The organism is Pseudomonas sp. 32A, from assembly GCF_052682255.1.
In genome coordinates this window covers 6,556,045-6,578,595 of the sequence record NZ_JBQYLY010000001.1, presented here as the reverse complement: position 1 = coordinate 6,578,595, position 22,551 = coordinate 6,556,045, and the positions used below count along the sequence as shown (strand labels likewise).

At 61.8% G+C, this 22,551-nt stretch carries 18 protein-coding genes; 8 read left to right on the top strand and 10 right to left on the bottom strand.

What is annotated here, in order from left to right:
• The first annotated feature begins 4 nt into the window (after nt 1–4).
• Nucleotides 5–3,541, top strand: a complete 3,537-nt coding sequence (locus ACUN0G_RS30105; protein WP_445575150.1) for a molybdopterin cofactor-binding domain-containing protein — start codon at nt 5–7, stop codon at nt 3,539–3,541.
• Nucleotides 3,542–3,670: 129 nt separating this feature from the next.
• Here ACUN0G_RS30105 and ACUN0G_RS30100 read toward each other — a convergent pair whose 3' ends face one another.
• The gene (locus ACUN0G_RS30100) at nt 3,671–4,306 is read right to left on the bottom strand and encodes a TetR/AcrR family transcriptional regulator (protein WP_421524576.1); all 636 of its coding nucleotides are present in this window, start codon (nt 4,304–4,306) and stop codon (nt 3,671–3,673) included.
• Between the two features lie 153 nt (nt 4,307–4,459).
• Between ACUN0G_RS30100 and ggt the strand changes: the two genes are divergently transcribed.
• Together ggt and xth are read left to right on the top strand one after the other, a co-directional pair.
• Nucleotides 4,460–6,184, top strand: coding sequence for a gamma-glutamyltransferase (gene ggt, locus ACUN0G_RS30095; protein WP_445575149.1), 1,725 nt, complete (start codon nt 4,460–4,462; stop codon nt 6,182–6,184).
• 76 nt (nt 6,185–6,260) lie between these two features.
• The gene (gene xth, locus ACUN0G_RS30090; RefSeq protein WP_445575148.1) at nt 6,261–7,055 is read left to right on the top strand and encodes an exodeoxyribonuclease III; all 795 of its coding nucleotides are present in this window, start codon (nt 6,261–6,263) and stop codon (nt 7,053–7,055) included.
• Here xth and ACUN0G_RS30085 read toward each other — a convergent pair.
• The 5 genes from ACUN0G_RS30085 to ACUN0G_RS30065 all read right to left on the bottom strand — a co-directional run bounded on the left by ACUN0G_RS30085 (nt 7,052) and on the right by ACUN0G_RS30065 (nt 12,747).
• The gene (locus ACUN0G_RS30085) at nt 7,052–8,569 is read right to left on the bottom strand and encodes an FAD-dependent oxidoreductase (RefSeq protein WP_445575147.1); all 1,518 of its coding nucleotides are present in this window, start codon (nt 8,567–8,569) and stop codon (nt 7,052–7,054) included. The genes xth and ACUN0G_RS30085 overlap by 4 nt on opposite strands.
• Nucleotides 8,570–8,638: 69 nt before the next feature.
• Nucleotides 8,639–9,781, bottom strand: a complete 1,143-nt coding sequence (locus ACUN0G_RS30080) for an FAD-dependent oxidoreductase (protein WP_445575146.1) — start codon at nt 9,779–9,781, stop codon at nt 8,639–8,641.
• Nucleotides 9,782–9,799: 18 nt separating this feature from the next.
• Complete coding sequence (locus ACUN0G_RS30075; RefSeq protein WP_258348482.1) at nt 9,800–10,321, bottom strand: AAA family ATPase; 522 nt, start codon at nt 10,319–10,321, stop codon at nt 9,800–9,802.
• Nucleotides 10,318–10,881 carry a nicotinamide riboside transporter PnuC gene (gene pnuC, locus ACUN0G_RS30070; protein WP_076013592.1) on the bottom strand — a complete coding sequence of 188 codons (564 nt, stop codon included), beginning with the start codon at nt 10,879–10,881 and terminating at the stop codon, nt 10,318–10,320. The genes ACUN0G_RS30075 and pnuC overlap by 4 nt, the downstream gene beginning before the upstream one ends.
• Nucleotides 10,882–11,112: 231 nt before the next feature.
• Entirely contained in the window at nt 11,113–12,747 is a 1,635-nt protein-coding gene (locus ACUN0G_RS30065; RefSeq protein ID WP_445575145.1) for a methyl-accepting chemotaxis protein, read from the bottom strand.
• A 230-nt stretch (nt 12,748–12,977) separates the two neighbouring features.
• Between ACUN0G_RS30065 and ACUN0G_RS30060 the strand changes: the two genes are divergently transcribed.
• Together ACUN0G_RS30060 and ACUN0G_RS30055 are read left to right on the top strand one after the other, a co-directional pair.
• Nucleotides 12,978–13,808, top strand: coding sequence for an undecaprenyl-diphosphate phosphatase (locus tag ACUN0G_RS30060; protein ID WP_421524571.1), 831 nt, complete (start codon nt 12,978–12,980; stop codon nt 13,806–13,808).
• Nucleotides 13,805–14,188 carry a DUF1294 domain-containing protein gene (locus ACUN0G_RS30055; protein ID WP_445575144.1) on the top strand — a complete coding sequence of 128 codons (384 nt, stop codon included), beginning with the start codon at nt 13,805–13,807 and terminating at the stop codon, nt 14,186–14,188. Before ACUN0G_RS30060 ends, ACUN0G_RS30055 begins: the two co-directional genes overlap by 4 nt.
• Here the strand turns inward: ACUN0G_RS30055 and ACUN0G_RS30050 are convergent.
• Together ACUN0G_RS30050 and ACUN0G_RS30045 are read right to left on the bottom strand one after the other, a co-directional pair.
• Complete coding sequence (locus ACUN0G_RS30050; protein WP_445575143.1) at nt 14,171–14,533, bottom strand: MmcQ/YjbR family DNA-binding protein; 363 nt, start codon at nt 14,531–14,533, stop codon at nt 14,171–14,173. The genes ACUN0G_RS30055 and ACUN0G_RS30050 overlap by 18 nt on opposite strands.
• Nucleotides 14,530–15,438, bottom strand: a complete 909-nt coding sequence (locus ACUN0G_RS30045) for a LysR substrate-binding domain-containing protein (RefSeq protein WP_258345522.1) — start codon at nt 15,436–15,438, stop codon at nt 14,530–14,532. The genes ACUN0G_RS30050 and ACUN0G_RS30045 overlap by 4 nt, the downstream gene beginning before the upstream one ends.
• 275 nt (nt 15,439–15,713) lie before the next feature.
• On the opposite strand from ACUN0G_RS30045, the gene ACUN0G_RS30040 reads away from it, so the two are divergent.
• From ACUN0G_RS30040 to ACUN0G_RS30030, 3 genes are all read left to right on the top strand, one after another.
• Nucleotides 15,714–16,652: an AraC family transcriptional regulator N-terminal domain-containing protein gene (locus ACUN0G_RS30040; protein WP_445575142.1), complete on the top strand. Its 939-nt coding sequence runs from the start codon at nt 15,714–15,716 to the stop codon at nt 16,650–16,652.
• A 120-nt stretch (nt 16,653–16,772) separates the two neighbouring features.
• Nucleotides 16,773–17,384: an FMN-dependent NADH-azoreductase gene (locus ACUN0G_RS30035; protein ID WP_445575141.1), complete on the top strand. Its 612-nt coding sequence runs from the start codon at nt 16,773–16,775 to the stop codon at nt 17,382–17,384.
• A gap of 227 nt (nt 17,385–17,611) precedes the next feature.
• Nucleotides 17,612–18,649, top strand: a complete 1,038-nt coding sequence (locus tag ACUN0G_RS30030) for an alpha/beta hydrolase family protein (protein WP_445575140.1) — start codon at nt 17,612–17,614, stop codon at nt 18,647–18,649.
• Here ACUN0G_RS30030 and ACUN0G_RS30025 read toward each other — a convergent pair.
• Nucleotides 18,643–19,827, bottom strand: a complete 1,185-nt coding sequence (locus ACUN0G_RS30025; RefSeq protein WP_445575139.1) for an MFS transporter — start codon at nt 19,825–19,827, stop codon at nt 18,643–18,645. The two genes, ACUN0G_RS30030 and ACUN0G_RS30025, sit on opposite strands and share 7 nt — an antisense overlap.
• Before the next feature lie 1,065 nt (nt 19,828–20,892).
• Nucleotides 20,893–22,482, bottom strand: coding sequence for an ABC-F family ATPase (locus tag ACUN0G_RS30020; RefSeq protein WP_008436174.1), 1,590 nt, complete (start codon nt 22,480–22,482; stop codon nt 20,893–20,895).
• Nucleotides 22,483–22,551 lie beyond the last annotated feature (69 nt).

Below are 22,551 nucleotides of genomic sequence, written 5' to 3'. Positions count from 1 at the left end.
GACCATGACTGACGCAATCCCTTCCCGTGACCAATGGCTGGCCAAGGCCGGCGTCCTGCTGATCATCGACGACGTGCTGCCGCCTTCGGGGCCGGTGGCCAAGGGTGGTACCCCGACGATCAAGCCTAAGGAGCTGGGGCTGTTTATCGCGGTGAACGATGACGGGCTGGTGTACGCCTTCAACGGGCATGTGGACCTGGGCACCGGCATTCGCACGTCCCTGGCGCAGATCGTCGCCGAGGAACTGGACCTGACCATGGAGCAGGTGCGCATGGTGCTGGGCGACACCGAACGGGCGCCGAACCAGGGCGCGACCATCGCCAGCGCAACGTTGCAGATCTCCGCAATCCCGTTGCGCAATGCCGCCGCCGAAGCCCGGCGTTTCCTGCTGATGCGGGCGGCGCAACGTTGGTCGGTCAGTGCGCAAAGCCTCACGGTCGACGCGGGCGTGATTACCGCCGAAGACGGACGCACCACCACCTATGGCGAACTGGTCAGGGGCGAGCATGACGAACTGCGCATCAGCGGCGATGCACCGCTTAAAGCCATCGCCGATTACCGCCTGGTGGGCAAGGGCGCATCCCGGGTGGATATCCCCGGCAAAGCCACTGGCGAGCTGACGTACGTGCACGACATGCGCGTGCCGGACATGCTTCACGGCAGGGTGGTCCGCCCGCCGTACGCGGGGCTGGATTGCGGCGGCTTTGTCGGCAATAGCCTGCTGAACGTAGACGAATCATCCATTGCCCACATCCCGGGGATTGTTGCGGTGGTGGTTATCCGTGATTTTGTTGGTGTGGTCGCCTTGCGCGAAGAGCAGGCCATCAAGGCCGCCCAGGAACTGCGGGTGCACTGGAAACCCTGGAATAACCAACTGCCGGACATGAGCGATGTGGAGCAGGCGATTCGCGACAACCCACGGGTACGCCGAACCGTGCTCGACCAGGGCAACGTCGACGAAGCCCTGGCCGCCGCCAGCCAGCGCATGCCACGCACCTACCTGTGGCCGTACCAAATGCACGGATCCATCGGCCCCTCCTGCGGCGTGGCGGATTATCAGCCCGGGGTCAGCCGGGTCTGGTCCGGCAGCCAGAACCCGCACCTGCTGCGGGCCGACCTGGCCTGGCTGCTGGAATGCGCGGAAGAATCCATCGAGGTGATCCGCATGGAGGCCGCCGGCTGCTACGGGCGCAATTGCGCCGATGACGTGTGCGCCGACGCCTTGCTGCTGTCCCGTGCCGTGGGCAAGCCGGTGCGGGTGCAACTGACCCGCGAACAGGAACACCTGTGGGAGCCCAAGGGCACCGCGCAATTGATGGAGGTCGACGGCGGCCTGAACGCCGACGGCAGCATCGCCGCCTATGACTTTGAAACCAGCTACCCGTCCAACGGCGCGCCCACCCTGGCGCTGCTGCTGACCGGCCGGGTCGAGCCGGTGGCGGCGATGTTCGAAATGGGCGACCGCACCTCGATCCCGCCCTACGACATCGAGCACATGCGCGTCACCATCAACGACATGGCGCCGATCGTGCGCGCTTCGTGGATGCGCGGCGTGTCGGCGTTGCCCAACACCTTCGCCCATGAATCCTATATCGACGAACTGGCGTTCGCCGCCGGGGTCGACCCGGTGGAATACCGCCTGCGTTACCTGAAGGACGAGCGCGCCATCGACCTGGTGAAATCCACCGCCGAGCGGGCCAACTGGGCACCGCGCACCGCGCCAATGCAAACCGCCAACGAAGACCACCTGCTGCGGGGCCGGGGCTTTGCCTACGCGCGCTATATCCACAGCAAGTTCCCCGGTTTCGGCGCAGCGTGGGCGGCCTGGGTGGCGGATGTGGCCATCGACAAGCAGACCGGCGATGTCTCGGTAACCCGGGTGGTGATCGGGCATGACTCGGGGATGATGATCAACCCGGCGGGGGTGCAGCATCAGATCCACGGCAATGTGATCCAGTCCACCAGCCGCGTGCTCAAGGAGCGCGTGACCTTTGAAGAGTCCACCGTGGCGAGCAAGGAGTGGGGCGGTTATCCGATCCTGACCTTCCCTGAAGTGCCGCAGATCGACGTGCTGATGATGCCGCGCCAGGACCAGCCACCGATGGGCGCCGGTGAGTCCGCCTCGGTGCCCAGCGCGGCGGCGATTGCCAACGCGATCTACGACGCCACCGGGATTCGTTTTCGCGAGCTGCCGATTACCCCCGAGCGCGTGCTGGCGGCGCTGAATGCAGGCACCTTGGGCGAGTCGGCGAAGTCGCCGCAGAAGCGCCGCAAATGGTTGTTCGGCTCATTGTTCGCCGCGTTTGGCGCGGTGCTGGGCATGGCCGCCACCGCGTGGCCGTTTCACGGCGAAATCGCCCCGATCACACCGCCCAGCGCCGGCACCTGGTCCAAGGCCACCCTGGAGCGCGGGCGTTTGCTCGCGGCCGTAGGGGATTGCGCGGTGTGCCACACGGCGCCGGGTGGCGCCACCAATGCGGGCGGGCTGGCCATGCACACGCCGTTCGGCACGCTGTACAGCAGCAACATCACCCCGGATGAGAAGACCGGGATTGGCAGCTGGTCCTACCCGGCGTTCGAGCGGGCGATGCGCGACGGCATCGCCCGCGACGGGCGTAACCTGTACCCGGCGTTTCCCTATACCGCGTTTCGCAATATCAACGAGGCGGACATGCAGGCGCTGTACGCCTACCTGATGTCCCAGGCGCCAGTGAGCCAGGCGCCGGTGCCGAATGCGATGAAGTTTCCGTTCAATATCCGGCCGTTGATGGCCGGCTGGAATGCACTGTTTTTGCGCCGAGGGGAAATCAGCGTGCAACCCCAAAGAAGTGAGCAATGGAACCGCGGCGCCTATCTGGTCAACGGATTGGGGCACTGCGCGGCGTGCCATTCGCCGCGCAACCTGATGGGAGCGGAGAAGGGCGGTAAAGCATTCCTCGCGGGCGGCAGTGTGGATGGTTGGGAAGCGCCGGCGTTGAATGGCTTGTCCAAGGCGCCGACGCCGTGGACCGAGGACCAGTTGTTCACCTATCTGAGCACCGGTTATTCCGAGGCCCACGGCGTAGCGACAGGACCGATGGGGCCGGTGGTGAGTGAGCTGGCCAAACTGCCCAAGACCGATATCCGCGCGATGGCGGTGTACCTGGCTTCACTGAATGACAGCGGCGCCGCCGAAGCACAGGTCGTGGCGGCTGTGACAGTGCCCAATGCCAACGGGCGGCGGGTATTCGAAGGCTCGTGCAAAGCCTGCCATGCCGACGGGCAGGGTCCGAAGTTGTTCGGGGTCAGCCCGTCACTGGCGACCAATACCAATGTGCACAGTGATCAACCGGACAATCTGATCAAGGTGATTTTGCAAGGGATCAGCACCCCGGCGACCAAGGATCTGGGTTACATGCCGGGCTTCAAGGACAGCCTGTCGAATACCCAAGTGGCAGAGCTGGCGTCATACCTACGTACCCGCTTCGCGCCCAATGCACCACAGTGGGAAGGCCTGGAGCAAAAGGTCGCTCACCTGCGAGCCAATCCCGGCACTCACTGACAGATTCAAGCCCGATGGAGATCAAATGTGGGAGCTGGCTTGCCTGCGATAGCGGTGCGCCAGTCACTGAATGATTAGCTGACCCACCGCAATCGCAGGCAAGCCAGCTCCCACATTTTGATTCGGTTTCTACTTTACACCACGTAACACCAGATCACTGATAAACCCCAGCCAATCCCGCTGCTGGCGCTTATCCGCCAAATCCTCCCCCAAAAACGAACTCAGCGTGTGCTGGTTGGAGTTATAGAAGTAGCACAACGAAGCAATCATCAAGTACACATGCTTGATGTCCACATCCTCACGAAACAGCCCCTGGGCCTGGCCCGCCTCAATGATCGGCCGCAACACCCCGACCGCCTCCCCGGACAACCGCCGCAGCTCACCCGACTGCTTCGCATGCTTGCCCTGGTGCAGGTTCTCGATACTCAGGATCGCCACAAACTCGGGATGCTTGACGTAGTAATTCCAGATAAACCCCACCAGCGCCTGCAACGCTTGCACCGGTGCAGTCAGGTCGAGCTTGAGTTTGCTTTCGGCCTTGTTGAATTGTTCATAGGTGTGCTCCAGCACACACACAAACAGGTGCTCCTTGCTGCCGAAGTAGTAATACAGCATGCGGTCGTTGGAGTCGGCCTCGCGGGAAATGCTTTCCACACGCCCGCCGGAATAGCCGTCGCGGGTGAAGACCTTGACCGCCGCCTGGAGAATCCGCGCGCGGGTCTGGTCGGCTTGCTGGGCGCGGATACCGGTCTTCTTGATCACCATCGAAAAGCCTCTGCTGCGCAGCGTAAAGGCCCGGAATATAGCATGGGCATTATTCCGTTACCGACAGGCTCTGTCACAAACGCGGCATAACGCTGGGGCTTGGATCGGAAACGTATTACTTTCTAGTTCTTCTAATAAACAGAGTATGCAGGGATGAAATACCAACCGTTTACCCGAACGTTGATTGCCACCGTGTTGGTGCTGACCGTCAGCGGTGTACAGGCGGCCTCCCAGGCCCCGGTGGCTGGCGAAAATGGCATGGTGGTCACGGCCCAGCACCTCGCTACCCATGTGGGCGTGGATGTGCTCAAGGCCGGTGGCAATGCCGTGGATGCGGCAGTGGCGGTGGGTTACGCCCTGGCCGTGGTCTACCCGGCGGCCGGCAACCTGGGCGGCGGCGGCTTCATGACCGTGCAACTGGCTGACGGGCGCAAGACCTTCCTCGACTTCCGCGAAAAAGCCCCGCTGGCGGCGACTGCCGACATGTACCTGGACAAGGACGGCAACGTCGTTCCGGACCTCAGCTCCAAGGGCCACCTGGCCGTCGGCGTACCCGGCACCGTATCGGGCATGGAACTGGCGCTGAGCAAATACGGCACCCTCAAGCGTGCCCAGGTGATCGCCCCGGCGATCAAGCTGGCCGAAGACGGTTTTGCCCTGGAGCAGGGCGATATTGACCTGCTGCACACCGCCACCGACGAATTCAAGAAAGACAAAGACCTGCGCGGCATCTTCCTCCACGGTGGCGAGCCGATGCTGGTGGGCCAGAAGCTGGTGCAGAAAGACCTGGCGAAAACCCTGCGGGAAATCTCCGCCAAGGGCACCGACGGCTTCTACAAAGGCTGGGTAGCCAAGGCGATTGTGGATTCCAGCCAGTCGGGCAAAGGCATCATCACCCAGGTCGACCTGGACAAATACAAGACCCGCGAACTGGCGCCCATCGAGTGCGACTACCGTGGCTACCACGTGGTGTCCGCGCCACCACCGAGCTCTGGCGGCGTGGTGATCTGCGAGATCATGAACATCCTCGAAGGCTACCCGATGGCCGATCTCGGCTATCACTCCGCCCAAGGCTTGCACTACCAGATCGAGGCCATGCGCCACGCCTACGTCGACCGCAACAGCTACCTCGGCGACCCGGACTTCGTGCAGAACCCGGTCGAGCACCTGCTGGACAAGGACTACGCCGCCAAACTGCGCGCCGCCATCGACCCGCAAAAAGCCGGAATCTCCCAGGACATCAAGCCCGGGGTTTCGCCCCACGAAGGCAATAACACCACCCACTACTCCATCGTCGACAAGTGGGGCAACGCGGTCTCGGTCACCTACACCCTCAACGATTGGTTCGGCGCCGGTGTAATGGCGAGCAAGACCGGGGTGATTCTCAACGATGAAATGGACGACTTCACCTCCAAGATCGGTGTGCCGAACATGTATGGCCTGGTCCAGGGCGAAGCCAACGCCATCGCCCCGGGCAAGACGCCGCTGTCGTCCATGAGCCCGACCATCGTCACCAAGGACGGCAAGGCGGTGATGGTAGTGGGGACGCCGGGGGGCAGCCGCATCATCACGGCTACTTTGCTGACCATCCTCAATGTGATCGACTACAAGATGAACATTCAGGAAGCCGTGGACGCCCCGCGTTTCCACCAGCAATGGCTGCCTGAGGCGACCAATATCGAGCGCTTTGCCCTGAGCCCCGACACCCAGAAAATCCTCGAAGGCTGGGGCCACAAGTTTGCCGCCCCGCAGGATGCCAACCACCTGGCGGCGATCCTGGTGGGCGCACCGTCCCTGGACGGCAAGCCGGTGGGCAATAACCGTTTCTATGGGGCCAACGACCCACGGCGCAATACCGGGCTGTCGTTGGGCTACTGAGGTCAATCGCGCCTGAAAACGGAACGACCGAACACCTTCCGGGCTCTACTCCAAGAGCCCTGGAAGGACCCTTCCCATGAAAGCGCTGAAGATCGCGACCTTCAACATCAATGGCATCCGCGCCCGCCTGCCCAATCTGCTGGAATGGCTGGCGCGGGAACAGCCCGACATTGTCTGTCTGCAAGAACTCAAGGCGCCCGACAGCCTGTTTCCCTTCAACGACTTTGACGCCGCCGGCTACGGTGCGTTGTGCCTGGGCCAGGCCTCGTGGAACGGCGTGGCGATTCTGGCCCGCGACGCGCAACCGCTGGAAAGCCGCCGGGGTTTGCCCGGCGATGACGCCGACCATCAAAGCCGCTACCTCGAAGCCGCCGTGCACGGCATTCTGGTGGGCTGCCTGTACTTGCCCAACGGAAACCCCCAGCCGGGGCCGAAATTCGATTACAAGCTGGCGTGGTTCGAACGGCTGATCGACTATGCCAGGCACCTGCAATCCAGTGAACACCCGGTGTTGCTGGCCGGGGACTTCAATGTGGTGCCCACCGACCTCGATATCTACAACCCGCGCTCCTGGCTCAAGGACGCATTGCTGCAACCGCAAACTCGTGAGTGTTATCAGCGCCTGCTGGCGCAGGGCTGGACGGACGCGTTGCGCCATCTGTATCCCGACGAGCAGGTCTATACGTTCTGGGATTATTTCCGCCAGCATTGGCAGAAAAACGCTGGCCTGCGAATTGACCACTTGCTGCTCAATCCGGCGCTCAAACCTTATCTGAAAGGCGCCGGGGTGGATGCGTGGGTGCGCAACGAGCCCCACGCCAGCGACCATGCGCCGACCTGGATCCAGCTCGGCACCCGCAAGGCCCGTTAGAGCCCGCGGATCAGCTCAAGCACCTCGGCCTTTTTCAGCGGGCGCTTCATGCGTTGCGAGAGCAGTGCCATCGCCCGCTGATGTTCACAGGCAACCACTGCTTGCACTTCATCGCCACGGCAGAGCAGGGCAATGAAGTGGTGCTGCTGCAGGTCGCCTTCCACGTGGAGTTGATTCCAGTGACCGGGATGGCCCAGCAGTTCGAAGGTCTTGCCGAAGTGATAGGTCCAGAAGAACGGCACATCGGCAAACGCCTGCTCGGCCCCCAGCATGTTGCGCGCCGCCAGCACCCCGAGTTGCTGCGCCACGCGCCAGTGTTCGATGCGTACGGGCTGGTCGTTCCATGGGAAGGTCACCATGTCGCCGGCCGCCCACAAACCTGGCGCGACACGCAAACTCGCGTCTGCTTTCAACGATTGGTCATCGGCGGTTTCCAGCCCGCGGACGAACCCGGTGGCGGGTGTTACACCGACGCCCATCAGCACCAGGTCTGCGGCCAGTCTATGGCCGTTTTTCAGCACGACCGTCGTCACGTCCCCGTGTCCTTCGAGGCGCGCGGGCTCACTGGCGCTATGGAATATCACGCCATTGGCCTCATGCAATTGGCGCAGTGACGCACCGATGCGCTTGCCCAGTTGGGCCGCCAGAGGAATCTCGTGACGGCCCACGACCTGGACCGTCAACCCGCGCTTGCGTAACGCTGACGCGGCCTCCAGGCCAATAAAGCTGTCGCCGATGACCACCGCGCATTTGCCCGGTTGCGCAGCCTCAACGATGCGCGCCGCATCGTCCCGTGAGCGCAGCACAAAGACGTTATTGAGTACGGCGCCCGGAATATCCAGCGGTTTGGCCTCGCCGCCGGTGGCCAGCAGCGCCGCGTCGTAGTCGAAGCGGCGACCGTCTACGAGTTGGAGGCATTTGGCGTGAGGGTCAAGGTTTTGGACTTCGCCGTGGATCTGGATGTCGCGGTAGCTGGCTTCATCCAGCAACGGCGGGGTTTCGTCGGGCGGCATCTCGCCTGCGATGACGAATTTGCTCAAGGCGGTTCGGTCGTAAGCAGGATGTTGCTCCTGGTCGATCCACAGCAGGCGGCCGCCGAAGCCTTCTCGGCGCAGGGTGGCGACGGCCGCCGAGCCAGCCGCGCCTGCGCCAATCACGATAAAGCAGCGGGAATCATCGGCCTGTGGGGCGGATGAAGAGGGCAGCGCTTTGTCGCCCACACTGACCACGCCATCGTGAATCTCCACCGGGTACTGCGTGAGCTGCACCAATGCGGGCGGCTCGCAGACCTGGCCGTCGTCTACCCGGAAAGCCGCCTTGTGCCACGGGCAAATGATCCTCCCGTCACAGATGACGCCTTGCTCCAAAGGCGCCCCGGCGTGGGGACACTCCGCCTGATACGCCCGCACCTGGTTGCCCGAACGCACCAGCAGGAGCTTGTGGGCGGCGGTTTCAACACGAACGCCACGGTCTTCGGGCAAGTTGATCAAGCGGGCAACAATGCGCATGTTCATAGGCCAATCTCCTTTTAAGGATTGACCTGTGCCCTGGGTGGAGAGCTGCGTTGGCCCGATAACCGGTCTTCAGCCTTGCGCGCTGTGGCTGCGAAAATGCGCCAGGGAGAGGTCGATATCATCATGGGAGAGTTGGGTGGCGGCCGCTTCGGCGCTGTCACGGGCGATCGGCTCTATGCGCTCGAACATCTGCGTTTCATAGGCCTTTACCGCCTCGGAGCATGAGCTGTTTTCGATCAGGTGCCGAGCCAGCTCCGCAGCATCGAGCATCGCCGCATTGACGCCTTCGCCACCAAACGGTGACATCAGGTGTGCGGCATCGCCGATCAGCGTCAGGCCTGGGCGGTGTGCCCAGTGATGCCCGACGGGCAGCGCGTAAATGGCCCGGGACACAAAGCGCTCGTTTGAGGCATGCAGCAGCGCCAGGATGTCCGGGTGCCAGCCTTCGAACTGCGCCAGCAGCGATTGGCGGGTCGCCTGTGGCGAAGACCAGTCCAGCTGCTGCGCCGCCCAGTCAGTGGGGACGCGAAAGATTCCATAGCCGCGCAGATGCGCGTTAGCGTTGCGTTGCACGACCAGCAACCTGGCGTCGCCCGAAACGTCCAGTTTGCCCTGGCCGACGAGCGTGGCCAGGGCCGGGTGGCGGCGGTCGACGTCATCAATCCCGAACTCGATAAACGTCAGCCCGCTGTATTGCGGTTGATAGCGCGACAGCAAGGGGCGCACTTTCGACCAGGCACCGTCGGCGCCGACGACCAGGTCAAACGGGCCGTGGACGGTGTCGCCCTGATGCACGGTCCAGCACGCGTCCCCGGCCTGGCGGATCTCAGTGACGTTGACGTCCCATTTCACGCAATCAGCAGGCAATGAATCCAGGAGGATTTGCCGCAAGGCGGTGCGGTCGACTTCCGGACGGTCGCCTGCGGCCGGACTGGGGTCTTCAAACAGCAGTCGCGCGTGTTTATCCATCAGGCGCGAGCCTTGGTCTTCATAACGGGCGATGGTGTGGAAGGCATCTTCAAGGCCGGCTTTTTTGAGCGCCAGTTGGCCGGATTCAACGTGTAAATCCAGGGTCCCGCCCTGAGGTCGTTCCAGTGGCCCGCGCTCGCGCTCGAACACGCTGGCGGTAAAGCCGTTGATCGTGAGAATCCGTGCCAGGGTCAGCCCGGCGGGGCCGCCTCCGACTATGGCGACGCGTAATGAGCTATTCATGAAAACTGTCCTCGCCGGTCAATCCAATAATTGTTCCACCGCTGAAAACGCTTGGTCCTGGCGTGCTTGCCAATCCCCACGGATGATCCGTAACGGCTGATGATGTTGCTCCAGCCAGTCAAGGCTGGCCTGGAAAAATGCCAGGCGGTCGGCAAACTCCGGCTGGCAGCGCTGGCCGTCAGCAGTCCATTCCACGTCCTCCGGCGACAGCAGCAGGTGCAGGTCGTAGTGGCGGGCGAGCAGTTCGCTGTCGAGCCAGGCCGGGCAGTCGCCAAACAGGGTCTGGCTCCACAGCTTATTGGTCAGCAGGTTGGTATCCAGGATCAGCAACTTCGGCTGCCGGGCGCGGGCGGCATCCTCCCAGGCCAGTTGGCCACGGGCGATGTCGGGGATATCGGCCAGGGTGGTATCGCGCTGGTGGTGGTCGATAAAATGGCGCACGTATTCGCCCACCATCACCCCGCCAAAATGCGCCTGCAACTGCGTGGCCAGCCAGCTTTTACCGCTGGATTCCGGGCCGGCCAATACCACGACTTTCATGCGTGTAGCGCCGGGTCGGCGCGCCATTCGCGCCAGCCTTGCACCGCGATCACGGTGAACAAGGCATAGAGTGCGGCGGTGAGGTACAGGCCTTTATAGAGGAACAGCCCGACAAAGATCACATCCAGGGCAACCCACAATGGCCAGCACTGCACGCGTTTTTGCGCCATCCACATCTGCGCCACCAGGCTGAACCCAGTCAGGGCCGCGTCCAGCCAGGGTTGTGCGGCGTCGGTCCAGTGGGCCATGGCGGCGCCCAGCAACAGGCTGCCCAGGGCACCCACGGCCAGGCCTTGCAGGATCGGTTGCAGGCCCAAGCTGGTGACTTGCCGGCCTTGCTTGACCTCGCCGGCGCGGGTCCACTGCCACCAGCCGTAGAGTTGCAGGCCGGCGTAGATCACTTGCAGGAGCATGTCGGAGTAGAGCTTCACATCGAAGAAGATCCAGGTGTACAGCAGCACCATCACCAGGCCGATGGGCCAGCACCACGGGTTTTGTTTAACCGTCAACCAGACAGCGATCACCCCCAGGGCGGCGGCAAACAGTTCAAGCCCGGACATGGCGGTTCCTTGGGGGAGTCGAAGAGGGCGGTGATTGTAACCAGAGTGGTGGGCGCGGGGGTAGAGCTCACCTGTGGCGAGGGGGCTTGTCCCCCGTTGGGCTGCGCAGCAGCCCTAATAAGGTAAACGCGTTTTTTCAGGAAAACCGAGTGGCAGGGTTTGGGGCCGCTTCGCAGCCCAACGGGGGACAAGCCCCCTCGCCACAGAAGCCACCTTCAGCAGAGATCCGGGTTAGACCTTGAACTGGCGGAGCAGCCCGTCGAGCTGTTCGCTCAGGCCCTTCAAGTGCGCACTCGCGACGCTGGACTGCTGCGCCGCCAGTGCCGTGCTGTGGGACAAACCGGCCGCCTGTGTCACGTTCTGGTTGATGTCTTCCACCACATGCGCCTGCTGCAACGTGGCGCTGGCAATCGAGGCGTTCAAACCATTGAGATTACGCAAAGCCTGCCCAATGGCGGTGAGGCTCGCGCCGGCCTGGCCTGCTTGTTCGATGGTCAGTTGCGACGCCTGGTGGCTGTCGCTGATGACCTTGACCGCCGCTTCCGAATGACCTTGCAGGCGCTCGATCATCGCCTGGATTTCAGCGGTGGATTTTTGCGTACGCTGGGCCAGCAGCCGCACTTCATCGGCCACTACCGCAAAGCCACGGCCTTGCTCCCCGGCGCGGGCCGCTTCGATGGCGGCGTTGAGGGCCAGCAGGTTGGTCTGGTCGGCGATGGAGCGGATCACTTCCAGTACCCCGCCAATCTGCGTGCTTTCAGTCGACAGCGTACGAATCACCTCCACCGCCTGGCTGATGGTGCTGGAGAGCTGGTCGATGCGTTGCAGGCTGCCGTCTATGTTGAGTTGGCCCTGTTCGGCCTGTACCTGGGCATCGCGCATTTCGCTGGCGGCGTGCTCGGCGTTCTTGGCCACGTCCTGCACGCCATAGGTGACTTCGTTGATCGCCGTCGCCACCAGTTCCATTTGCTGCGATTGCTGCTGGCTGCGGTCATGGGCGTCGCTGGCGTTGCTGCCCAGTTCAGTGGATGACTGGCCCAACGCATTGGCGCAGGTCTGCAGCTGGCCGACCACCTGCCGCAACTTGGCGGTAAAGCTGTTGAAGTGCCGGGACAGTTGAGTGACCTCGTCCTGGCCGTGGGTGTCGAGGGTGCGGGTCAGGTCGCTTTCGCCACTGGCGATATTGGCCATCGCGTTCACCGCTTGCTGCAACGGGCGCACGATACTGCGGGCAATCAGCACCACCAGCAGGGCCATGATCACGGCAATCACCAGGCCGACCATTGAGGCTTTCAACACCTGGACCCGGAACTCACCTTGCACGTCATCGACATACACGCCGGAGCCGATGATCCAGCCCCAGGGTTCGAACAGCTGGATATAGGAGGTCTTGGCCACCGGCGCATCGGCCCCGGGCTTGGGCCAGCGGTAATTCACCATCCCGGCGCCCTTGGCCTTGGCCAGGATCACGAACTCGTTGAACACGGCAAAGCCGTCCGGATCGCGGATGGCCGACAGGTTCTGGCCGTCGAGCTTGGGGTTGGCTGCGTGCATGATCATCACGGGCGTGAGGTCATTGATCCAGAAGTAGTCGTCCTTGCCGTAGCGCAGGCCACGTACCGCGCTCAAGGCTTGCTTCTGCGCCGCTTCACGGGTCAGGACGCCGCTGATTTCGAGGCTGTGATAATAAGTCAGAATCCCGCTGGCGGTTTGCACCACACGCTGGGTCTGCTCACTCTTGGCCTGGTACAGGTCGCCATGAATCTGCTTGAGCATAAGCAGGCCGAGGGTTAGCAGCATCAGCACGGCGACGATCAGGATCAGCCAGAGTCGCCGGCTGATAGACATATTGCGCAAACTGTTCATGGTCCTGTCACTCCGTGTTCTTATAATTTTGGGTGCTGCATCGACATTTCCGGCTTGTCTGATAGGCTTTCGGCCCAGAATCAAAAAACCTGAGTCCTGCCCTGATTTTTCACGGAATTTTCGCAGTTCGGCCTTGATTATTTGCGCTGTGCTTGCAGCGCACTCTTCGTTAGTGAACGTCTAAAAAATATGAACGAGGCATGCCGCGGGCATGACCTTTGGGGGAATCGATGGATCTTTGGACCGCCGTACAGGCACTGATACTCGGGGTTGTAGAAGGGCTGACGGAGTTTTTGCCGATCTCCAGTACCGGGCACCAGATTATCGTGGCCGATTTGATCAACTTCGGTGGCGAGCGCTTTGAAGCGTTCAATATCATCATCCAGCTGGGCGCGATCCTGGCGGTGGTGTGGGAGTTTCGACGCAAGATCCTCGACGTGGTAATCGGCTTGCCGACCCAGCGCAACGCCCAGCGCTTCACCGTCAACCTGATGATCGCCGTGTTGCCGGCGGTGGTGCTGGGGGTGATTTTCGCCGACCTGATCAAACACTACCTGTTCAACCCGATCACCGTAGCGGCGGCATTGGTAGTGGGCGGCATCATCATGTTGTGGGCTGAGCGTCGCCAACATGAAGTGCACGCCGAAACCGTCGACGACATCACCTGGAAGGACGCCATCAAGGTCGGCTTCGCTCAGTGCCTGGCGATGATCCCGGGCACCTCGCGCTCCGGTGCCACCATTATTGGCGGCCTGTTGTTCGGCCTGTCGCGCAAGACCGCCACCGAGTTTTCGTTCTTCCTGGCGATGCCGACCATGGTCGGCGCGGCGGTGTATTCGGGCTACAAGTACCGCCACCTGTTCCAGCCCGATGACCTGCCGGTGTTCGCCATCGGGTTTGTCACCTCGTTCATCTTTGCGATGATCGCGGTCAAGGCGCTGCTCAAGTTCATCGCCAGCCACAGCTACGCGGCGTTTGCCTGGTACCGGATCGCCTTCGGCCTGGTGATCCTGGCCACCTGGCAATTCGGCTGGATCGACTGGTCAGCCGTCAAGCCATGAACATCCAGCATCCGCGCTTGAAGGCGCTGGTGTTGGTGCTGTTGTGCGCCGCGCCGCTGTTTGGTTCGGCGTTGCTGGGGTACCGCGGGGTTTCGTTGATCCCGTTGGTGGCCTATGGCGTGGTCAGCGTGGTGGCGTTCCTGTTGTACTGGAGCGACAAGCGCAAGGCCCGTGAAAACAATTGGCGCACCCCGGAAAACGTCCTGCATGCGGTGGAGCTGGCAGGCGGTTGGCCGGGGGCGTTGATTGCCCAGCAGGTGTTCCGCCACAAGACGCGCAAGGTGTCTTATCAGGTGGTGTTCTGGTTGATCGTGTTGCTGCACCAGGTGTTCTGGATTGACCAGTTGTTCCTCGGCGGCACGCTACTCTCGATTTTCTAGCAACAAACCGACCTGTGTGCGCTTGGGCAGCTTGCTCACCACCAATTGGTGGGAACGCTGCAACAGGCCACGCAGTTCTTCAGCGCCCAGCGGGTAGGGCGTTTCCATGATGATCCATTGCGCCCGTGCCAGGTACGGCGCCGGGTGGATGCCCGGGCGGTCTACGTGGCCCAGGAACAGCTCCTTGTCGACCTTGAACGCCAGCGAGTCACCCCGCAGGTTCTGCAAGGCAAACATCTTGTTGCCGGCAATCGAAAACACCCGCACGCCGCCCCATTTGTAATCTTCCCGCGCACCGGGCAAGCCCAGGCAAAACTCGGCGACTTGTTCTTCGGTCAGTCTCATAACAGACGGTCTCCACAGCCTTTGAAGGCGTTATCCAGATGGTCGATCCAGGCCCGCACGGCTGGCAACACGCCGCGCCGATGAGGGTAGACCGCCTGCAACCAGCCACCCGGCAATGACCATTCGGGCAAGAGCTGCACCAACTGGCCGCTGGCCAATTCTTCCTCGCAATACATCATGGGTAGCACGGTAAACCCCAGGCCGGCGAGGGCGCAGGCCTTGCGTACCAGGAAATCGTCGATGCCCAATCGGGCTTCCATGACCAGGTCGTGGCTGTTGCCCTCCGGGCTGAGCATGCGGAAGTGCACCATGCGGTCTGCTTCCAGGGCGCCCAGCACCGGCAATTGCTTGAGGTCTTCCAGGCTGTTGATCTGCCGCTCACGCACAAAGCCGGGGCTGGCGACAATCGCCGTCTGGGCCTGGCGCAGGCGCTTGGTGACGAGCAACGGGTCTTCATCCCCCAGTTCGCGCACGCGCAGGGCCACATCAATGCCTTCGGCCACCAGGTCGACGCGGCGGTTGACCAGGGTCATGTCCAACTGTACCAGCGGGTTGGCGGTGAGAAACTCCGCCACCACGGTCTGCAGAAATTGGTGAGCCAGGCCCACCGGGCTGCTGACCCGCAGCCGGCCACGGGGTTCGCTGGACATGCTGGCCACTGCCTCATCGGCCATTTCCGCTTCCAGCAGCATTGCCTGGCAGTGGCGCAGGTAGCGTTCACCCACGGCAGTCAGGGTCAGTTGGCGGGTGGTGCGTTGCAGCAAACGGGCGCCGAGGCGTTCTTCCAGTTCGGCAATGCGCCGCGACAGCCGTGATTTGGGAATCCCCAGCAGCCGGCCAGCGGCGGCGAAACCGCCGGCTTCCACTACTTTGGCGAAATAGTAGAGGTCATTCAGATCTTGCATGGTCGGCCTATTGTCCTGTGTATGGGACGAACTATCCGCGTCCCGCGCAGGCAAATCCACCCTAAAATGTAGGAGCGCGCTTGCTCGCGAAGAAAACCGGTACGGCGCGTGTATTCAGGATCCCGCGTTATCGTTGACGTTTTTCGCGAGCAAGCTCGCTCCTACAGGAGGAAGCAGGTATTTGACGTGAACCTGCTCCTCGCTGAGCGGTAGAGTTGGCTGGCCAGTGAGGCATCGACGGGTTACCTTTTGGTTTTCCCGGTCAGTGCATTCCAATGAGCCTTGAACATCCGCGTACCCGCCGAATCATCGAGCTGATGGGACAGTTGGCGCCCGTTGAGGGTTACAACCTGACGCCGCTGGATGACGTGCGTTTCCTGCGTTCCAACCGGCCGCTGACGCGAATTCCGGTGCTTTACGACCCGGGCATCGTGATCGTGTGCCAGGGCCGCAAGCGCGGTTACTTGGGTGAAGACATTTATGTCTACGACGCCCAGCACTACCTGGTGGTGTCGCTGCCGGTGCCGTTCACCATGGAAACCGAGGCCAGTGAAGCAGAGCCGATGCTCGCGGTGTATTTGCGCCTGGATTTCAACCTGGCCGCCGAACTGATGCTGGAACTCGACGCGTTGGCGCCGCAGCCCGAAGCCAGGCCCAAGGGTATGTACTCCTCGCCAATGGACGACAAGCTCAGTGAATCGTTGCTGCGCTTTCTGGAAGTGATGAGCGTGCCGGTGGAGGCGCGGGTGCTCGGGCCGACCCTGATGCGGGAAATCTACTACCGCATCATCACCGGGGAGCAGGGCGGTTCAATGCGCGCGGCGCTGAATCGCCAGGGCCAGTTTGGCAAGGTGGCCCGGGCGATTCGCAAGATTCACGCTTGTTATGATCAGCGCCTGGACGTGGAGGAGCTGGCCAAGGAGGCAATGATGAGTGTGCCGAGTTTTCACGCACACTTTCGTACAGTGACTGACACTTCGCCTATGCAGTACCTGAAGTCGACGCGCTTGCACCAGGCGCGATTGTTGATGCTCAGGAGCGATATCAGTGCCGCCACTGCCTGTGCCAAGGTCGGGTACGAGAGCGCCTCGCAGTTCAGTCGTGAGTTCAAGCGGTTTTTCGGTCGCACGCCTCATGAAGAAATTGACTGGATGAAGCGCACCTATGCGCTGCCGGCGCCGACCACTGCGTCTATCTATGTCTCATCGCATTAACGGCACTGTCCTGTAAGTGGGACGAACAATCGCATTTTGCCCGACTAATCGCGGATTGGTTTCATCTGTAGGCTTATTTCCATTCAGTCGCCCTTGGCGATACTTACTTGGAGATGAACCATGAAACTGTTGCATATCGATTCCAGCATCCTCGGCGACAACTCGGTTTCCCGTCAGTTGAGCGCAGGTGTGGTCAAAGCCTGGCAGGCAGCAGAGCCGGGTGTCGAAGTGGTTTATCGTGACTTGGCCGCTGACGCCATCAGTCACTTCTCCGGTGTCACCCTAGGCGCCCTGGGCACTGCCGCCGAATTGCGCGACGCCGTGCAAAAGCACGAAGCTGACTTGAGCGCTTCCACCCTGGCCGAATTCCTGGCAGCAGACGCCGTAGTGCTGGCTGCGCCGATGTACAACTTCACCATCCCGACCCAACTGAAAGCCTGGATCGACCGCATTGCCGTCGCCGGCCAGACGTTCCGTTACACCGAAGCCGGCCCGGAAGGCCTGTGTGGCAGCAAGAAAGTCATCATCGTCTCCACCTCCGGCGGCTTGCATGTGGGCCAGCCGACGGGCGCAGCCCACGAAGACTACTTGACCGTGCTGTTGGGTTTCCTTGGGATCACCGACATCGAGTTCGTCCGTGCCCACGGCCTGGCTTACGGTGACGAGGCCCGTACCAAGGCACTCAGCGACGCCCATGTACTGATCAGCGACCAGTTGTTCGCCGCAGCGTAAGACTTGTGTAAATTTTGCTGTTCCTCGATATCAATCTGATTCGAGGCGCCTAAACTCTGTATTCTGCTCGCCTGAAAAGCGAACGGAGTACGGAGTTTTTTCGTTTACCCGCTGTCACTACTTTGGCCCAGGTTATGCACGCATGGGTAAACCCTGCCCGTCCGAGCGCCTGAACCATGGATATTTCAACAGCTACGCGGGCTTACGCAGCAAAGGTGGACATCCCCATGATGCGTCTTTGTGCAATCCTGGTTCTTTCTCTGCTCGGCGGCCTGATTTCAGTGCAAGCCGCGCCCGCGCCGCACCCTCATTGGAGTGTGGGCTTCCACCGCATGACCTTTCTCGACCCGCTCGACTTGCAGCCGATGAAAGCCGTCGCGTTCTATCCGTCTACGGGCCTTGAACACACCACCCATGTAGGCGCCTATAACATTGCCGCCACTGAAGACTCGAAAATCGCCATCGGCCGCTTTCCGATGTTGATGCTGTCCCACGGTAATACCGGCACACCCCTGGCGCTGCACGACCTGGCCACCTCTCTGGCACGCAAGGGGTTCGTCGTGGTGGCGGTGCTGCACCCCGGCGACAACTACAAGGACCACAGCCGCCTGGGCACCTTGAGCAACCTGTATGGGCGCCCGATCCAGATTTCCGAAGCCATCACCGCCACCCTTGGCGACCCGATGCTGTCGCCGTTCGTCAACGTCGATCAGGTGGGGGTCATCGGTTATTCGGCCGGCGGCGAAACCGCGTTGATCCTCGCCGGCGCCAAGCCGGACCTGGACCGCCTGCGTCGCTACTGCCAACAACGCCCCGAAGATCGCGACGCCTGCACCACCAAGGGCGAACTGATCGTCGACCGTGACGATTTGCAACCCCAGGCCGACCCGCGCATCCACGCGTTGATGTTGATGGCGCCGTTGAGCTTGATGTTTGGCCGTCACACCCTGGCAGACGTGCATGTGCCGGTGCAGCTCTACAGCGGCGACGGTGACAAGCTGGTGGCCGTGGACAAGAACGCCGAGGCCCTGGCGCGCAAGCTGCCGGAGCCGCCGGACTTCAAACTGTTGGCCGGGGCAGGGCACTTTGTGTTCATGGCGCCTTGCGATGAGAGCCAGTTGGCCGCGATGCCCGCCATGTGCACCGATGCCGACGGGGTTGACCGTGAAAGCATCCACCGCGACCTGATTTCCGAGGCCGGGCGGTTTTTCAATCACACCCTCGGGCAATCCACCCGCGCGGGTTTGCAGACGGCTGATCAGTAAGCGCGGCGCTTGAGCATCAACGTCAGGCCCAGGCCGGTGACCGAGAGCAGGGCTGCGCAAAAGAAGATCCACGAATAGCCCAGGTTCAACGCCACGGCGCCCATCACCGGGCCGGCAATCGCCAGCGCCAGGTCAAAAAACACCGCATACGCACTCAACCCGGCGCCCCGGCTGCTGTTGGGCACCTGCTTGATGGCCTCCACGCCCAGCGCCGGGTACACCAGCGACAAGCCAAAGCCGGTCAGCCCGGCGCCGATCAAGGCCACGCCAGTGGACGGTGCCAGCCACAGAAGTGTGAGCCCGAGGGTTTCGATGGTCATGCAGGCAATCGCCGCCGTGAATCCGCCGAAGCGGTTGATGGCGGAGATAAACAGCAGGCGTGACAGGATAAAGCACACGCCAAATACCGTCAGGCACCAGGCGGCGCCGATCCAGCCACGGCTCAGGTAGTAGAGGGTGATAAAGGTGGTGAGAGTGCCGTAGCCGATCGATGCGAGACACAGGCTGGTGCCAAACGGCGCAATACGCCCGAAGACCGCCCAGAAGGGCAGCCGCTCGCCGCGCACCACGGGCACTGAAGGTTTGTTGCGGATCAGCAGCAGGCCCAGGGCGGAAAGCACCGTGAGGGCGATGCCGAGGCTGGTATAGCCGTAATCGGCAACCATCACCACGCCCAGCGGTGCGCCGATTGCAATTGCGCCATAGGAGGCGATGCCGTTCCACGAGATCGAGCGTGCGGTGTGTTCGGCGCCGACTGCGCCCATGCACCAACTGATGGTGCCAACGCCGATCAGGCCCTGCGCCACCCCCAGCAACAGGCGGCTGACAATCAATATGCCGAGACTCAACATGGGCAGGCTGTGCAACAGGGTGGCGATAAACGTCAGCACGCCGCTCAGCAGGATTCCGCTCAAGCCCAGCACGATGGCGCGCTTGGTGCCCACGTTGTCCGACATGCGCCCGGCCATCGGGCGGCTGAGCAGCGTGGCCAGGTATTGCGAGCCGATGGTTATCCCGGCGATTACTGCGCTGAAGCCCAGTTCGCCGTGGACGTAGCCGGGGATCACTGCAATCGGCAGGCCGATGCAGATAAACGCGATAAAGGTGTAGAAGACGATGGAGACGATCTGCAGGGTGATCGACAAGGAGCTGGGGGCGGCGGGCTGTGTGGCAGGCATGGGAACTCGTTCGCGGGCGGGCGGTGAACGCATCATGGCAAGGGCATGGGGTAAAAGGAAGCAGGCTAACTATATTTGGTGTTTTCGAGCGGTCGTGCCTACCGGCTTTGGACCCATGAGTACTCCCTGGCCCAGGACAGCAAAAGTGGGAACGGTGAAATGTGGGAGCTGTCGAGCTTTAGCGAGGAAGCGAAGGCGACGGCACAGTTGGTAAAGAGGTTGCCTGATACACCGCTATCGCAGCCTCGCTGGGGCTCGACGGCTCCTACAGGGGATCGGGGGAAGTCTGGGAGTTGTGGGTTTGATCGCAACTACTCAGGTTGCGCAAATCGAATGTGGGAGCTGTCGAGCTTTAGCGAGGCTGCGAAGGCGGCGGCACAGTTGGTAAAGAGATCGCCTGACACACCGCTATCGCAGCCTCGCTGGGGCTCGACAGCTCCTACAGGGGATCGGGGGAAGTATGGGAGTTGTGTGTTTGATCGCAGCCACTCGGGTTGCGCAAATCGAATGTGGGAGCTGTCGAGCTTTAGCGAGGCTGCGAAGGCGACGGCACAGTTGGTAAAGAGGTTGCCTGACACACCGCCATCGCGGCCTCGCTGGGGCTCGACGGCTCCCACAGGGTTTGGAGGAAGTCTGGGAGTTTTGTGTTTATCGCAGCCACTCGGGTTGCGCAAATCGAATGTGGGAGCTGTCGAGCTTTAGCGAGGCTGCGAAGGCGGCGGCACAGTTGGTAAAGAGGTTGCCTGATACACCGCTATCGCAGCCTCGCCAGGACTCGACAGCTCCCACAGGGGATCGGGGGAAGCCTGGGAGTTGTGGGTTTGATCGCAACTACTTGGGTTGCGCAAATCGAATGGGGAGCTGTCGAGCTTTAGCGAGGCTGCGAAGGCGCAAGCACAGTCGATAAAGAGGTTGCCTGATGCACCGCGATCGCGGCCTCGCTGGGGCTCGACGGCTCCTACAGGGTTCGGGGGAAGTCTGGGAGTTGGGTGTTTGATCCCCAACCGCAAAAAAAAGCCCCATCACACTGGACGGGGCTTTTGCATTTCAAACAACCAGCAGTTCTTAGAAAACCACACCCTGACTACGCAGGTAATCGTCATAAGTACCGCTGAAGTCGATCACACCACTCGGGCTCAGCTCGATGATGCGAGTGGCCAGGGACGACACAAACTCACGGTCATGGCTGACGAAGATCAGCGTGCCCGGATAGTTCTCCAACGCCAGGTTCAACGCCTCGATGGATTCCATGTCCAAGTGGTTGGTCGGTTCGTCCATGATCAGCACGTTCGGCTTTTGCAGGATCAGCTTGCCGAACAGCATGCGGCCTTGCTCACCACCGGAAATCACCTTCACCGACTTCAGGATCTCGTCGTTGGAGAACAGCATGCGGCCCAGGGTGCCGCGAACCACTTGTTCGCCTTCCTTGGTCCAGCGGCCCATCCAGTCGAACAGGTTGGACTCGTCTTCGAAGTCCGAAGCGTGGTCCTGGGCGTAGTAGCCCAGTTCAGCCGCGTCGGTCCACTTGACGGTACCAGCATCCGGGGTCAGTTCGTTGACCAGGGTACGCAGCAGGGTGGTCTTGCCGATTCCGTTCGGGCCGATGATTGCCACGCGCTCGCCGGCTTCAACCTGGAAGCTGAAGTCCTTGAACAGCGTCTTGCCGTCAAAGCCTTTGGCCATGCGATCAACGATGACCGCCTGGCGGTGCAGCTTCTTGGTCTGGTCAAAGCGGATGAACGGGCTGACGCGGCTCGACGGCTTGACTTCGGCCAGCTGGATCTTGTCGATCGCCTTGGCGCGGGAAGTGGCCTGCTTGGCTTTCGAGGCGTTGGCCGAGAAGCGGCTGACGAAGGATTGCAGCTCGGAGATCTGCGCTTTCTTCTTGGCGTTGTCCGACAGCAACTGCTCGCGGGACTGGGTCGCCACGGTCATGTATTCGTCGTAGTTGCCCGGGAACAGGCGCAGCTCGCCGTAGTCCAGGTCGGCCATGTGGGTGCAGACGCTGTTCAGGAAGTGACGGTCGTGAGAGATGATGATCATCAGGCTGTTACGCTGGGTCAGGATGTTTTCCAGCCAGCGGATGGTGTTGATGTCCAGGTGGTTGGTCGGCTCGTCGAGCAGCAACACTTCCGGATCGGAAAACAGCGCCTGGGCCAGCAGTACACGCAGCTTCCAGCCGGGTGACACTTCGCTCATCGGGCCATTGTGCTGCTCGATGCCGATACCCAGGCCCAGCAGCAATTCGCCGGCGCGGGATTCAGCGGTGTAGCCGTCCATCTCGGCGAAGTCGGTTTCCAGCTCGGCCACGGCCATGCCGTCGTCTTCGGTCATTTCCGGCAGCGAGTAGATGCGGTCGCGCTCGGCCTTGACCTTCCACAGCTCTTCGTGACCCATGATCACGGTGTCGAGTACGGTGAATTCTTCGTAGGCGAACTGGTCCTGGCGCAGTTTACCCAGGCGCACGTTCGGCTCCAGCATGACCTGGCCGCCGGACGGGTCGAGGTCACCACCGAGGATTTTCATGAAGGTCGACTTGCCGCAACCATTGGCACCGATCAGGCCATAACGGTTGCCTGCGCCGAACTTGACCGAAACGTTCTCAAATAGCGGCTTGGCGCCGAACTGCATGGTGATGTTAGCTGTGGAGATCAATTACTTTACCTATCAATAGCTTGGAGTGCGCTAATTTGAGCCGGGCCCATTTTGTGGCCCAGGCCAACG

What these genes read in the sequence shown, in the direction of transcription:
- ACUN0G_RS30105 (WP_445575150.1), top strand. Translation starts at nt 5, where the DNA reads ATGACTGACGCAATCCCTTCCCGTGACCAATGGCTGGCCAAGGCCGGC.
- ACUN0G_RS30100 (WP_421524576.1), bottom strand. Translation starts at nt 4,306, where the DNA reads ATGGTGATCAAGAAGACCGGTATCCGCGCCCAGCAAGCCGACCAGACC.
- ggt (WP_445575149.1), top strand. Translation starts at nt 4,460, where the DNA reads ATGAAATACCAACCGTTTACCCGAACGTTGATTGCCACCGTGTTGGTG.
- xth (WP_445575148.1), top strand. Translation starts at nt 6,261, where the DNA reads ATGAAAGCGCTGAAGATCGCGACCTTCAACATCAATGGCATCCGCGCC.
- ACUN0G_RS30085 (WP_445575147.1), bottom strand. Translation starts at nt 8,569, where the DNA reads ATGAACATGCGCATTGTTGCCCGCTTGATCAACTTGCCCGAAGACCGT.
- ACUN0G_RS30080 (WP_445575146.1), bottom strand. Translation starts at nt 9,781, where the DNA reads ATGAATAGCTCATTACGCGTCGCCATAGTCGGAGGCGGCCCCGCCGGG.
- ACUN0G_RS30075 (WP_258348482.1), bottom strand. Translation starts at nt 10,321, where the DNA reads ATGAAAGTCGTGGTATTGGCCGGCCCGGAATCCAGCGGTAAAAGCTGG.
- pnuC (WP_076013592.1), bottom strand. Translation starts at nt 10,881, where the DNA reads ATGTCCGGGCTTGAACTGTTTGCCGCCGCCCTGGGGGTGATCGCTGTC.
- ACUN0G_RS30065 (WP_445575145.1), bottom strand. Translation starts at nt 12,747, where the DNA reads ATGAACAGTTTGCGCAATATGTCTATCAGCCGGCGACTCTGGCTGATC.
- ACUN0G_RS30060 (WP_421524571.1), top strand. Translation starts at nt 12,978, where the DNA reads ATGGATCTTTGGACCGCCGTACAGGCACTGATACTCGGGGTTGTAGAA.
- ACUN0G_RS30055 (WP_445575144.1), top strand. Translation starts at nt 13,805, where the DNA reads ATGAACATCCAGCATCCGCGCTTGAAGGCGCTGGTGTTGGTGCTGTTG.
- ACUN0G_RS30050 (WP_445575143.1), bottom strand. Translation starts at nt 14,533, where the DNA reads ATGAGACTGACCGAAGAACAAGTCGCCGAGTTTTGCCTGGGCTTGCCC.
- ACUN0G_RS30045 (WP_258345522.1), bottom strand. Translation starts at nt 15,438, where the DNA reads ATGCAAGATCTGAATGACCTCTACTATTTCGCCAAAGTAGTGGAAGCC.
- ACUN0G_RS30040 (WP_445575142.1), top strand. Translation starts at nt 15,714, where the DNA reads ATGAGCCTTGAACATCCGCGTACCCGCCGAATCATCGAGCTGATGGGA.
- ACUN0G_RS30035 (WP_445575141.1), top strand. Translation starts at nt 16,773, where the DNA reads ATGAAACTGTTGCATATCGATTCCAGCATCCTCGGCGACAACTCGGTT.
- ACUN0G_RS30030 (WP_445575140.1), top strand. Translation starts at nt 17,612, where the DNA reads ATGATGCGTCTTTGTGCAATCCTGGTTCTTTCTCTGCTCGGCGGCCTG.
- ACUN0G_RS30025 (WP_445575139.1), bottom strand. Translation starts at nt 19,827, where the DNA reads ATGCCTGCCACACAGCCCGCCGCCCCCAGCTCCTTGTCGATCACCCTG.